Raw genomic sequence first — 12,564 nt, 5'->3', positions numbered from 1 at the left:
AGGAAACCCTTAATATGAGCGTAGAAACAGAACTGCAGACACGTAGCGAATCCAAATGTGAATTGTGCGGCGCTTCCGACAATCTTGGCATCTATGAAGTGCCGCCAACTTCTAATGGCAGTGCTGATCAATCTATTCTGGCCTGTGAAACCTGCCGTGGTCAGATCGATAATCCTGATACCGTTGATGCCAACCACTGGCGCTGCCTGAATGACAGCATGTGGTCTCAGGTGCCTGCGGTGCAGGTAATGGCCTGGCGTATGCTCACCCGTCTGCGTTCGGAAGGCTGGCCACAGGATCTTCTCGATATGATGTATCTGGAAGATGATGTGCGCAGCTGGGCAGAAGCTGGTAGTAACGATGAGAGTGAAGAGAAGATTATCCACCGTGACAGCAATGGTGCAGTGCTAGAGGCGGGTGATACCGTCACCCTGATCAAGGATCTGGATGTCAAAGGTTCATCGATCACCGCCAAGCGCGGTACAGCCGTACGCAACATACGCCTGGTACAGGATAATGCCGAGCAGATTGAAGGCCGTGTAGATGGTCAGCTGATCGTTATCCTGACCAAGTTCACCAAGAAATAATCAGGCTCCACACCGATGCATCCGCCCAGCTCTCGTAACAGATACAGGGCGGATCTGTTTTTATTCATGCAGCTTTGATTATCAGCGCCCCCTTGTTACATTTCAGAACATGCCCGATAAATTGATGTCAAAGAAGGGAGAGTGAGATGAGTGACTGCCTGTTTTGTAAAATAGCTGCCGGAGAGATCCCCTCCAACAAGGTTTACGAGGATGATGATTTCTTCGCCTTCCACGACATTCACCCTAAAGCCCCCACCCATGTGCTGGTCATCCCTAAATTTCATCTGGCCACGCTGGCTGATGCCACCAAAGAGGACTCAGCTCTGCTTGGTCAGCTGATGGATCGCGTCCGCCATATTGCCGATGAGGTGCTCAAGCTTGATGCAGGATACCGCGTGATCATTAATGTGCGCGAAGGTGGTGGTCAGGTGGTATTCCATATCCACGTACATATTCTCGGCGGCAAGAGACTGCCGTTTTGAACAGGCAGACACCTTGAGCTTTCGCCCCGGACGTCCCCGCTCCAGACTGACAGGCATCAATGATGGCCTCTCGGAAATCCTCGGTGAGGAGTCACTAGGCAAACTGATGGGTATGGCACGATTGCGCCGTGCATGGCCGGATATTGTCGGCCCGATGATGTCGCTGCGTACTGAGCCGATCCAGATTGAACCGCTATCTGATGACGGCGTCTGCCTCTGGGTGGCTGTTGATCATCCGATCATGGGCCAGCAGATCCGCTTTCTGCGTGATGAGATTCGCAAGGCCTGTTTCAAACACGCCAAAATCACCAACCTGCATAAAATCAGTACCCGTGTTCAACCCGGTGCCGGCATCAAAGCCAAAGCACCCAAGCCTGTTGGCAGAGCTTTAAGCTTCTCTGAAAAACGCAGGGTTGCGCGCGACGTCGCTGGCATTAAGGATCGCACCCTGCGCAGAGCGGCCTTTAAGGCTCACATTGCACAGATTGCATTTGCAAATAACGAGGAGAAAAAATGAAGAAACTGATGACAATTATGATGATCGCCATCTTTGGTATCATGATTTCAGGCGCAGAGCTGGCCGATGCCAAGCGCTTCGGCATGGGCTCAAGCTTCGGCAAACAGCGCATGAGCCAGCCAAAATCAAACAACTTCTCACAGCAGAAGGCCGCACCGCAGAAGCAGCCTGCTGCAGCCAATCAGCGTGGTTCAGCAAGCACTGGTATGATGGGTATGCTAGGCGGTTTAGCCCTTGGCGGCCTGCTTGGTGCGATGTTCTTCGGTGGTGCCTTTGAAGGTATTAACCTGTTCGATATTCTCATGATCGGCGGCATCATATTTCTGGTGATGTACTTCCTGCGCCGACGAGCCGTGCCACAACAGCAATCATTTGCCGGACAAGGGTATAGTCATGAACCTTCAGCAAGCAGCTTCCCGGGCAGCCATGCAGAACCTGATGCTGTGCAGGAGGCGTTTGATTTTCAGGATCAGAGCCGTGAGCCAGTTGGCAGCGCCCTGCGTCCTGAGATCGATGCCAAACATTTCATCCCGGCTGCCAAAGAGATTTATGTACGCATGCAGAAGGCGTGGGATTCTGGTGATATCGACGATATCCGCCAGTTCTGCACCCCTGAAATTGCCGAGCGTATCGCCCGTGACATGTCTCCCAACAGCGCCAACCATACCGAGGTCGCCACGCTTAATGCCGAGATAGCTGACAGCTGGATTGAATCGGATCTGGAGTGGGTGGCTGTCAACTACACTGCCATGTTGCGCGAGCAGCAGCTTGATCACACCGGCGCAACGGTTGAAGACCAGAGTGCAGAGGTGAATGAGGTGTGGATCTTCCAGCATGCTCCGAATTCTGATGATCCGACCTGGTATCTGGCAGGTATTCAGCAGGCCGGATAATATTTTCAGCATATAAAAACAAAAAGGCTGGCGGGGAAACCCGGCCAGCCTTTTTTATTCTTACAATTTACCTGATAGCGATCTTATTTAGACAACCAGTTTGCGACTTCATCCGCCTCTGATAGCGGAGCTTCAGCCTCAGACTTATCCTCTTCATTCTCATCAAGCAGCCCCAGCTTACGCAGGCGCTTCTCTTCATTCTTCTTCTGTTTGGCGAGCTCTTTCTGTCGCTTCTCAAACTTGAAATTTGTTCTGGCCAATGGGGCACCTCCAATCTTGTCATGTCCGATCCACGCAATCTGAATCACTGCCGGTGCCTTTGAAACGGACAAGGGGGCAACTCTGCCAACCTTTAGCACTTTCGTCGCGCTAATAATATCTCATCACAGGTATTCAGCGAGCTTGCTTACCACTGTCACTACAGGGAGAGCAGCCTTACTCCCGCAAATAAGCTCTACAGTGCAGTTGCTAGCGCCCTGAGTAGGCCTTCAGCTTTGTGTTCGGTTTCGATCAGCTCATGTTCGGGATCGGAATCGGCAACAATACCGGCACCGGCCGCCCAGCAGAGCTCGCCTTTATGGTGCCAGAAGGTGCGGATAAGAATATTCATATCAGCTGTGCCATCCCATGCTATATAACCCAGACCACCGGTATAGGGGCCACGGGCATTGCTCTCAAGTTCATGGATAATCTCCATGCAGTGAACCTTCGGACAGCCGGTGATGGTGCCACCGGGGAACATCGCTTTGAACAGATCAACGACATCCCTTCCCTGTTGCAGCTTGCCGCGCACATTGGAGACGATATGCTGCACAGTGGCGTACTGCTCAATCACCATGCGCTCATTCACCTCAACGCTGCCCGGAGTACAGACGCGCCCGAGATCATTGCGCTCCAGATCAACGAGCATAATGTGCTCTGCACGCTCTTTCTCTGAGAGCAGCAGCTCTGCCCTTAGAGAGTCATCCATATCGCCTTCAGCGCGCCTTCTGGTGCCTGCAATGGGCCTTGTATCCACCTCGCCATCGGGATGCATGCGAAACAGCCGCTCAGGAGAGGATGAGATCAGTGTCAGCTGCTCTCTACCACTGCCTATTGAGACAAAAGAGGCGAAGGGAGCCGGATTGACCCGGCGCAGCTGATCATAGAGCCCTGCCAGATCACTCTGCTCAAACGGCATCGACCAGAAGCGGGCAATATTGGCCTGAAAGATATCACCTGCTGCAATATATGATTTCACCTGTTCAACAGCCTGTTTATAGGCGCTGGCAGAGGTGACCTCCGGTTGGGCCAGTAGTTGCAGTGTAGTGGCTGGAACCAGTGACTCCCCCACTTCATCGAGCAACATCAGAACTGTCTGCACGGCGGACTTATCCTTAGCTGCCAGATAGATCGATTCATCATCAAAGCAGAGAGAGAATGTGGGATAGAGTGTCCATAGTACCGGTCCGGGCAGAGCAGTTTTAGAGCGCGGAAGATTTTCGATCAGTGAGGCCGCTTCATAGGCGGCATAAAACAGACAGCGAATGGCTGGTGAATTGGCATTATCCGTTGCAACAGCAGATTTCCAGCTGTTGAAAAAGAGCGCCACATGCTCATCTGATGCATCCTGCTGTAGCGAGATCGATTGCCCGTGTTGTGAAACCAGGAACTGCCGACCGACACCGGATGGATCCTCCAGAATGGCAGAGAACTGATGTGGGAAGGCAGAAAAAAGGCCGTAAGCGGAAAGCTTACGGCCCTGATTCGATATGACGCGGTATATCACGTCAGTTAACTCACCGTTTAATCGAACTTGCGAACGATGACTGTTGCGTTGGTACCACCAAATCCGAATGAGTTGGATACAGCCACCTTGATGTTAGCGTCTCGTGCTTCATGCGGAACATAATCGAGATCACATTCAGGATCAGGATTATCCAGGTTAATCGTCGGCGGAACCACACCGTTATGCACTGCCAGCACCGAGAACGCAGCCTCAATACCACCGGCGGCTCCGAGCAGATGACCGGTCATCGATTTCGATGATGAGACCATCAGTTTTTTGGCGTGATCACCGAATACCGATTTAATACCCTGAGTTTCAGCCACATCACCTGCAGGTGTGGATGTACCGTGTGCATTGATATAATCCACATCTTCAGGATTGATACCGGCACGGTTCATTGCAGCCTTCATACAGCGACCACCGCCCTCACCGCCCGGAGATGGAGAGGTCATGTGGTAAGCGTCGCCGCTCATGCCATAACCGATCACTTCTGCAAGGATCACAGCACCGCGTGCTTTGGCGGACTCAAGCTCTTCAAGCACAAGTACACCTGCACCCTCACCCATCACAAATCCGTCGCGGTCCTTGTCCCATGGACGGGATGCACGTTCAGGCTCGTCATTGCGTGTGGAGAGAGCACGGGCAGCAGAGAAGCCACCAATTGCCAGCTCACAGACTACCGCTTCGGTACCACCAGCCACCATCGCATCGGCATCGCCGCGTGCAATGATCTCAAAGGCATCACCGACAGCATGTGTACCTGTGGCACAGGCCGTTACTGCTGCAGTATTCGGCCCCTTGGCACCGGTCAGCATAGACACCCAGCCGGATGTCATATTGATGATCGTCTGCGGAATAAAGAATGGTGATATTTTACGCGCACCACCGGCCTCATAGGCTCGCATGGTATTCTCAATACTCACCAGGCCACCCATACCGGCGCCAACAGCGACACCGACACGTTCAGCATTAGACTCATCAATGGTCAGGCCCGACTGCTCAAGTGCCATCAATGACGCGGCTACGCCAAACTGGATAAATTTATCCATTTTCCGCGCATCTTTGCGATTGACGAAAGCTTCAACATTGAAGTCGGGAACCTCACCGGCGATGGTACAGGCCATACCCGTCGCCTCAGCATCAAAGTGGCTGATGCGACGGATTCCTGATTTTCCTGCAGTCAGATTTTCCCATGTTACATCGGTACCGGTGCCGAGTGGAGTTACCAGCCCAACACCAGTGACGACTACGCGTCTGGTCATAGGAAATTATTCAGCTTTAGCAGCGATATAGTCGATAGCGTTCTGTACGCTCTGAATGCCTTCAGCATCTTCATCTGGGATTTCAACACCGAACTCCTCTTCAAAAGCCATGACCAGCTCAACTGTGTCCAGTGAATCTGCACCCAGATCATCTACGAAAGATGAATCAGGATTGATCTCTTCCTCATCAACGTTGAGCTGATCGGAAACGATTTTAATGATTTTAGCTTCGATTTCTGCAGACATAAAGTCCTCCCGAAAAAAATAGATGCGGCTTCTATCATAAGGTTCATAGCCGCACAAGTCTGAACCTTCACCTAACTTCTGCTACTGCAGAAGATAGTTAAACTTACATATACATGCCACCATTTACATGCAGTACCTGACCGGTGATATAACCGGCGGCATCACTGGCCAGAAACAGAACAGCAGCAGCAATATCTTCCGGCTGACCAAGGCGTCCCAGCGGGATCTGTCCGGTCAGCTTGGCATGCGCATCATCGCCCAGATCGGCGGTCATGTCAGTAGCGATAAAACCCGGTGCCACAGCATTCACAGTAATGCCGCGAGAACCCACTTCACGCGCCAGAGAACGGGTCATCGCTTCCACGCCACCTTTACTGGCACAGTAGTTGAGCTGTCCGGGATTACCCATGCCAGCGACAACTGATGAGATATTGATAATACGGCCACCACGTGCGCGCATCATCGGCTTAAGCGCTGCCTGCATGGCATTGAATACCGAGGTGAGATTGGTATCGATCACCGCACTCCACTCCTCCTCTTTCATGCGCATAGAGAGGTTGTCGCGGGTGATACCGGCATTGTTCACCAGCACATCAATTTTACCGAAATGCTTAGCACTCTCCTGCACAAAGGCCTGAATCTGCTCACGATCAGAAACATCAACGGCTTTGGCCAGAACCTCTACACCATTTGCAGCCCGAATCGCATCAGCGGCTTTATCGATGGTAGCCTGAGTCGTACCGCAGATAGCCAGATTATAACCTGCTGCTGCAAGCTGAGTGGCAACAACATTGCCAATGCCGCGACTTGCGCCTGTTACCAGCGCTGTTTTTGCATCACTCATGACCACTCACTCCCCTGCCATCAGATCAAGGCTGTTTTGCAGCTGATCCGGCGAAATGCTTACCCCAACAATCATATCACGCTCAACGCGTTTGACGAGTCCGGAGAGAACCTTGCCCGGCCCCATCTCAACACCCCTGCTTATACCGGTTGCCGCCAGTTTCTGAATCGTCTCTGTCCAGCGTACAGGAGAGATCAGCTGCGCCACCAATGCGGCCCGGATCTTCTCCACATCTTGCTCAGTCGTTGCGGATGCATTGCCCCATACAGGGCAACTTGGTGCGTTAAATGTAATCTCCTGCAGACGCACTGCCATGGCATCTGCAGCCGGCTGCATCAAAGGGGTATGCGAAGGCGCGCTGACGGCCAGTGGCAATGCACGTTTAGCCCCCGCCTCTTTGGCTGCAACCATCAGACGATCAACTGCAGCAGCATTACCAGCCACAACCAACTGGCCAGGGCAATTATAGTTAGCAGCCCAAACGTTATCTTCCTGTTCAGAGGCAGCTGCACAAAGCCCTTCAACCACATCATCTGCCAGCCCAAGAATCGCTGCCATACCACCCACACCAGCAGGAACAGCCTGACTCATAGCCTTGCCACGAAATGCAACCAGTTGAACTGCATCAGAAAAAGCGATCACACCAGCAGCTACCAGTGCCGAGTACTCACCGAGTGAGTGACCGGCAACCTGTGCTGGCTCTGCCCCCCCCATCTCACGCCACAGACGCAGCATTGCTGTCGAGGCTGTTAACAGTGCAGGCTGAGTGAACTCGGTCTGCCCCAGCTTATCTTCAGCATCATCACGAATAAGCGCGGCCATATCATAACCGAGCGCATCAGATGCCTCATCAAGCGTATCTTTTACAATGCTGATGCCATCAAACGCATCAAGCATACCTTTGGATTGAGATCCCTGACCGGGAAAAAGAAAAACAAAATCAGTCATATGATATATCCTGATAGAAAATTATTTCGACCAACGGAGCAGATTGGCGCCCCAGGCAAAACCGCCTGCAAATGCCTCAAGCAGAATCAGCTGCCCCTTCTCAAGGCGACCTGAGACATACAGATCATTCAACGCCATCGGCACACTGGCCGATGATGTGTTGCCGTGCTTCTCAACGGTGAGCGCCACACGATCCAGACCCATCTTCAGTTTTTTTGCGGTCGCCTGAATAATGCGGATATTGGCCTGATGCGGAACCAGCCAGTCGATATCGGAATCCTGCAACTCATACTTGGCCAGAATCTCATTAACCACACCGCCAAGCTTGGAGACAGCCACTCGGAACACTTCGTTACCCTTCATCTCAACAGCAGCAGCACCAGCTGAATCAATACGGAAGTCGACAGGCTCATGGTGCATTTCAGGGGTCATCGGAGCATGCGGGTGATGCGCCTTTAAAAGATCGCGATAGGCACCATCGGCATGCAGCACTGAGCCGACCAGACCATTGGCATCATCCGCTGCACCGGCTTCAAGAACAACTGCACCGGCGCCATCGCCAAACAGCACGCAGGTATTACGATCCGTCCAGTCGACAATACGACTCATCGATTCAGCGCCAATGAGCAGTACGCGTTTGAACATGCCGCCACGCATCATGCCTTCGGCCTGAGCCAGTCCATAAACAAAACCTGAACAGACCGCCTGAATATCCCAGGCAGGGAAATCCTTGCCCCCCAGCTTGGACTGAACGACGGTTGCTGTAGCCGGAAAAATAAGATCAGGTGTGGTAGTGGCAACAATTAGTGCATCAATATCATCAATAGTGATGCCGGCATCGGCAAGTGCGATTTTAGCTGCCTCAACAGCCAGATCAGAGGTCATCTGATCCGCTGCAATAATGTGTCGCTGACGAATGCCAGTACGATCGGCGATCCACTCATCCGTGGTATCCACCAGCTTTTCAAGATCGGCATTGGTCATCACCCGCTCAGGCAGATAACCACCGATACCGATGATATGAACAGAAGGGTTACTCACGCCTCAACCATCTCCTGTACGGACTGGGTGATACGATCCAGAAGATTTGCATCAACCTCTTTACATGCCACTGCGACCGCACTGACAAAGGCTTCAGCATCGGCCCCGCCATGACTCTTCACAACAATGCCATTAAGCCCTAACAGAGGGGCACCATTGTATTTTCCAGGATTCACACGATCCTTGAAACGGTTCAGTGCACTGCGCGACAGCAGTGCGCCTGCCTTGGCCACCAGAGAACTGGTCAACTCTTTGCGCATGCTATGGGCAAGAAAACGGGCTGTGCCTTCCATTGTTTTCAGGGCCACATTGCCAACGAAACCGTCACACACGACCACATCGACATCGTTACCGAACAGGTCCGTACCTTCGACATTGCCGATATAGTTGAGATCGGTCTCTGCAAGCTGGGCTGAGGTGAGTTTAATGACATCGGTGCCCTTGATATCTTCACTACCAATATTAAGTAGTCCGACACGCGGCGCAGACAACCCTTCGGTCGCCTGCATATAACAGGAACCCATAATAGCAAACTGAATCAGGTGATCTGAGGTGCATTCGGAGTTGGCGCCGGCATCGAGCATCAGCGTGCAGCCATCATCCACAGCCGGAATCATCGAAGCGATCGCCGGACGATCGATACCCGGCAATGTTTTAAGAATGACCTTGGAGATCGCCATCAGGGCACCGGTATTACCGGCGCTTACCAGCGCATCCCAGAAGCCGTCGCGCACCATGCGTGCACCGACATGAATCGAGGACTCTTTTTTGCGGCGCAGCGCATGCGATGGTGAATCACACATGCCAACCACATCTGTCGAGGGAACCAGGGAGACCTTCGTTTCAATGCCACGCTCTCGTAAAAGCGGACGAAGAAGCTCCTCCTGCCCTACAATACCGAAGGTCAGCGAACCGGAAAACTGTGCTGCGAATTTTGCAGTAAGCACCATCTCAAGCGCATCAAGCACCATATCCGGTGCAGCGTCACCACCATGCGCATCGACCAAGATACGAATATCCCGGCCGTTGGCACTGTTCGTGTAAGCAGGGTCAGGCAATGGAATTGCTTAGTCTGCTGATCGCTGACAAAAGACTATTTTAGTCTTCGCTGGAAGATGTTACTTCACGGCCTTTGTAGGTGCCGCAATGTGGACATGCATGGTGTGGACGCATCATCTCACCGCACTCAGGGCACTCACTCATACCAGCCGGTACAATACGATCATGTGCGCGACGCATATTGCGCTTGGACGCGCTTGTTTTTCTCTTTGGAACTGCCATTTCTTACTCTCCTTTCACCAGTGGTGAAAAATTAACCATCAAGCTTCAAATTACGCAGTACGGCAAATGGATGATCACTCTCATCCCGCTCGCACTTACAGGAGCCCGTATTAAGATTGTTGCCACAACCCTGACACAAGCCTCTGCAGGTTTCACTGCAAATCACATCGGCCTTCCATGCCAGCCAGATATCCTCGCGCAGCACATCCACCAGGTTCACTTCACCGGGCGCTGCAATATACTCACAGAGGCTATCATTCTCATCGTCAGTCGGTTCCTGGCCAAGCTGAAATTCGCGCTCGGTCTGACCGGTCACCTGCCAGTTAAACGCCGCATTACAACGTGAACAGTGACGCGGCATCTCAGCCTGCCACTCTCCGATCATGTGAAACAGATCACCCTGACGTTCAAGAGACATATTCCAGTGCACATCAGCGCACAAGCCGGTAACCACATCGACTTCACCGAACTCACTGTCCTGCAACAGTTTTTTCGGCACATCAATATCCCATGCCCTGCCTGCCGCCGGAAGATTCTGCAAAATCACGAACCACTGTCGCTGCATGCTTACCTCCAGACGATTTAAAGCAGGCGCGCATTATCAATAATGGCGGTAGTCGGTCAAGCACCACTTTCAGGAAATAACTGAATGATTCTCTTACTTTTTCAGTCACAGTAAGCAATCAAAGGCAGCGCAGGAGAGTGATAAAAGCAATATTTCCTGCTTACGGCAACGAACCACTCCTTCATCTTGATATTATTCTTTGCTTATATTCTAATAATATGTATTATGCCGTCGAAATAGTTTTTGCTAACCGGAGGAAGCATGCCCAACTGGACATTCACAAACATCAACACATCACTGAAGGTGCTCTTCACCAGCTACCTGGTCGTAGTCGGCATCGGTTATATGATGGCATTCACTCAGATTCTCTTTACCCACGGCATGGCCGATGGCGAGGTAGGTCTCTCAGTCGATGACATCGTCTACAGCTACTATGGCAACCGCAACGGCTCCCTGATTGAGAACAAACTTAACGGCTCAATGAAAGAGAATGCTTCCGATGAAGATCGCTTCAAGATTATCAAATGGGTACGCGAAGGTGCCGATGAGACGCAGTTCAAAGCCACCATCAAACCGATCTTTGAAAACAACTGCCTGATGTGCCACAACGCAGACTCAGGGCTACCTGATTTCAGCACCTATGAGTCGGTAAAACACGTCTCAGAGACCGACAGCGGCGCAAGTTTCGCATCACTGACCCGCGTTTCACACATCCACCTCTTCGGCATCGCCTTTATCTTTATGTTTGTCGGCCTGATCTTCTCGTTTGCCACAAGTGTGCCCACATGGCTTAAAGCCTCCGCCATTGCCATGCCCTATATCTCACAGGTACTTGATATCGCCTCATGGTGGCTGACCAAATTTGATCCGGCCTTTGCCTGGCTGGTGATGTTTGGTGGCGCAGGTATGGCTGTCGCATTCGCCTTTATGTGGGTGGTTTCGATCTACGAGATGTGGCTTAGAAAAGCCAGCTAACTGACTTAGCCAATCAACCTCTGCACCTCTCCTCCCCCTTCAGGCGCAGATTTAGAAGGCCGACTGAAAAGTCGGCCTTTTTTTTGTCTGTAAAAACTGTGACACACCTCATTGGAGCAGCTAACGACAATGCCAGCCTTAGGTCCATGAATCACACAAACCCTCCCATGCCCGATTTGTCTGCTCCTGCAACTACAAAAGCGCCTGCCCCCACAGCGAAAATGGTGTCGTGGCTGAAGCGCCTTCTCACGTTAGCACTCATCATCACTCTGGGCTGGAGCCTGTGGATCTTTCTGCAACTGCATCAGATGCGCAGCGCAAACCCGGAGATGAGTGCATTCATGCAGCAGGCATCGGAGAACAACCCCAAGGTCAGGCTGAAACAGCAGTGGGTGAACTACAGCCGCATCTCCTCCCACCTTAAACGCGCAGTGATCGCCGCTGAAGACGCAGCTTTTGTGAATCACAGCGGTTTTGACTGGCAGGGTATTCAGCTGGCACTGGAGAAGAATCTTGAGAAAGGGCGCATCGCCGCCGGTGGTTCAACCATCTCCCAACAGCTGGCTAAAAATCTGTTTTTATCGGCTGACCGCTCATTCATACGTAAAGCAGAGGAGACACTGATTACAATCATGATGGAGACCACCCTCTCCAAGCAGCGCATCCTTGAGCTCTATCTCAACTATGCTGAATGGGGTAAAGGCATCTACGGTGCCGAAGCCGCAGCACGCCATCACTACGGTGTCTCTGCTGACAGACTCACCTCATGGCAGGCAGCCCGTCTGGCTTCAATCCTGCCCAATCCCCGCTACTACGATGGTAATCGAACCGACTGGATGTATGAGAAAACAGATATCATCATCAACCGCATGTCAAAGGTTCGCATTCCCAAATAATAAAAACATCTATTCAAAAGGTGAATCTCAAATAACTGCATCCTGCGGTGGTATCAAGTGGTGGTACAACACTTAATCTAGGATGAATAGAAAAGAGCAACAACGCCCCATAAACAGAGTAAAACCGATTTGCTAAGGATACTCTGAATAACTCGTCGATTCCTGTATAATTTCTCCGAACAGGAGGAGTTATGGATCAGTTGAGTTTTGCGGAAGCGGAATACGATCACAAGCGTCGCAAGACGCGCCGTGAGGCGTT

The 12,564-nt window shown here is 51.9% G+C and carries 16 protein-coding genes; 6 read left to right on the top strand and 10 right to left on the bottom strand.

Annotated elements, in window-relative coordinates; all coding sequences use genetic code 11:
• The first annotated feature begins 14 nt into the window (after positions 1-14).
• From F3F93_RS12500 to F3F93_RS11530, 4 genes are all read left to right on the top strand, one after another.
• Positions 15-587, top strand: a complete 573-nt coding sequence (locus F3F93_RS12500; RefSeq protein ID WP_176959346.1) for an alkylphosphonate utilization protein — start codon at positions 15-17, stop codon at positions 585-587.
• A 146-nt stretch (positions 588-733) separates the two neighbouring features.
• Positions 734-1,069: a histidine triad nucleotide-binding protein gene (locus tag F3F93_RS11540; protein ID WP_176959345.1), complete on the top strand. Its 336-nt coding sequence runs from the start codon at positions 734-736 to the stop codon at positions 1,067-1,069.
• Between the two features lie 13 nt (positions 1,070-1,082).
• The gene (locus tag F3F93_RS11535) at positions 1,083-1,586 is read left to right on the top strand and encodes a DUF721 domain-containing protein (protein WP_241697127.1); all 504 of its coding nucleotides are present in this window, start codon (positions 1,083-1,085) and stop codon (positions 1,584-1,586) included.
• Positions 1,583-2,479 (top strand): Tim44-like domain-containing protein, encoded by an 897-nt coding sequence (locus F3F93_RS11530; RefSeq protein WP_176959343.1) that lies wholly within the window; start codon positions 1,583-1,585, stop codon positions 2,477-2,479. Before F3F93_RS11535 ends, F3F93_RS11530 begins: the two co-directional genes overlap by 4 nt.
• Positions 2,480-2,562: 83 nt before the next feature.
• Here F3F93_RS11530 and F3F93_RS11525 read toward each other — a convergent pair whose 3' ends face one another.
• The 10 genes from F3F93_RS11525 to F3F93_RS11480 all read right to left on the bottom strand — a co-directional run bounded on the left by F3F93_RS11525 (position 2,563) and on the right by F3F93_RS11480 (position 10,434).
• Positions 2,563-2,739 carry a hypothetical protein gene (locus F3F93_RS11525; RefSeq protein ID WP_176959342.1) on the bottom strand — a complete coding sequence of 59 codons (177 nt, stop codon included), beginning with the start codon at positions 2,737-2,739 and terminating at the stop codon, positions 2,563-2,565.
• Between the two features lie 194 nt (positions 2,740-2,933).
• Positions 2,934-4,247 (bottom strand): chorismate-binding protein, encoded by a 1,314-nt coding sequence (locus F3F93_RS11520; protein WP_176959341.1) that lies wholly within the window; start codon positions 4,245-4,247, stop codon positions 2,934-2,936.
• Between the two features lie 17 nt (positions 4,248-4,264).
• On the bottom strand, positions 4,265-5,509 hold the full coding sequence (gene fabF / locus F3F93_RS11515) for a beta-ketoacyl-ACP synthase II (protein WP_176959340.1): 1,245 nt from the start codon (positions 5,507-5,509) through the stop codon (positions 4,265-4,267).
• Between the two features lie 6 nt (positions 5,510-5,515).
• Positions 5,516-5,755, bottom strand: a complete 240-nt coding sequence (gene acpP / locus F3F93_RS11510) for an acyl carrier protein (protein WP_100265686.1) — start codon at positions 5,753-5,755, stop codon at positions 5,516-5,518.
• Positions 5,756-5,858: 103 nt separating this feature from the next.
• Positions 5,859-6,599: a 3-oxoacyl-ACP reductase FabG gene (gene fabG / locus F3F93_RS11505; RefSeq protein ID WP_176959339.1), complete on the bottom strand. Its 741-nt coding sequence runs from the start codon at positions 6,597-6,599 to the stop codon at positions 5,859-5,861.
• 6 nt (positions 6,600-6,605) lie between these two features.
• A complete protein-coding gene (gene fabD, locus F3F93_RS11500) occupies positions 6,606-7,547 on the bottom strand; it encodes an ACP S-malonyltransferase (RefSeq protein WP_176959338.1) in 942 nt (313 codons plus the stop codon).
• Positions 7,548-7,568: 21 nt separating this feature from the next.
• Positions 7,569-8,588, bottom strand: coding sequence for a beta-ketoacyl-ACP synthase 3 (locus F3F93_RS11495; protein ID WP_176959337.1), 1,020 nt, complete (start codon positions 8,586-8,588; stop codon positions 7,569-7,571).
• On the bottom strand, positions 8,585-9,646 hold the full coding sequence (gene plsX / locus F3F93_RS11490) for a phosphate acyltransferase PlsX (RefSeq protein WP_241697126.1): 1,062 nt from the start codon (positions 9,644-9,646) through the stop codon (positions 8,585-8,587). The genes F3F93_RS11495 and plsX overlap by 4 nt, the downstream gene beginning before the upstream one ends.
• A 40-nt stretch (positions 9,647-9,686) precedes the next feature.
• A complete protein-coding gene (gene rpmF / locus F3F93_RS11485) occupies positions 9,687-9,869 on the bottom strand; it encodes a 50S ribosomal protein L32 (protein WP_176959336.1) in 183 nt (60 codons plus the stop codon).
• A gap of 31 nt (positions 9,870-9,900) precedes the next feature.
• On the bottom strand, positions 9,901-10,434 hold the full coding sequence (locus F3F93_RS11480) for a DUF177 domain-containing protein (RefSeq protein ID WP_176959335.1): 534 nt from the start codon (positions 10,432-10,434) through the stop codon (positions 9,901-9,903).
• A 261-nt stretch (positions 10,435-10,695) separates the two neighbouring features.
• On the opposite strand from F3F93_RS11480, the gene F3F93_RS11475 reads away from it, so the two are divergent.
• A complete protein-coding gene (locus tag F3F93_RS11475; protein WP_176959334.1) occupies positions 10,696-11,409 on the top strand; it encodes an elongation factor-1 alpha in 714 nt (237 codons plus the stop codon).
• Positions 11,410-11,630: 221 nt separating this feature from the next.
• On the top strand, positions 11,631-12,305 hold the full coding sequence (mtgA, locus tag F3F93_RS11470) for a monofunctional biosynthetic peptidoglycan transglycosylase (protein WP_176959394.1): 675 nt from the start codon (positions 11,631-11,633) through the stop codon (positions 12,303-12,305).
• Positions 12,306-12,564 lie beyond the last annotated feature (259 nt).

The sequence above is a fragment of the Mariprofundus sp. KV genome, assembly GCF_013387475.1.
Classification (GTDB): Bacteria; Pseudomonadota; Zetaproteobacteria; order Mariprofundales; family Mariprofundaceae; genus Mariprofundus.
Note: the sequence above shows the minus strand (reverse complement) of the source record. Positions and strands in the feature narration are given on the sequence as shown.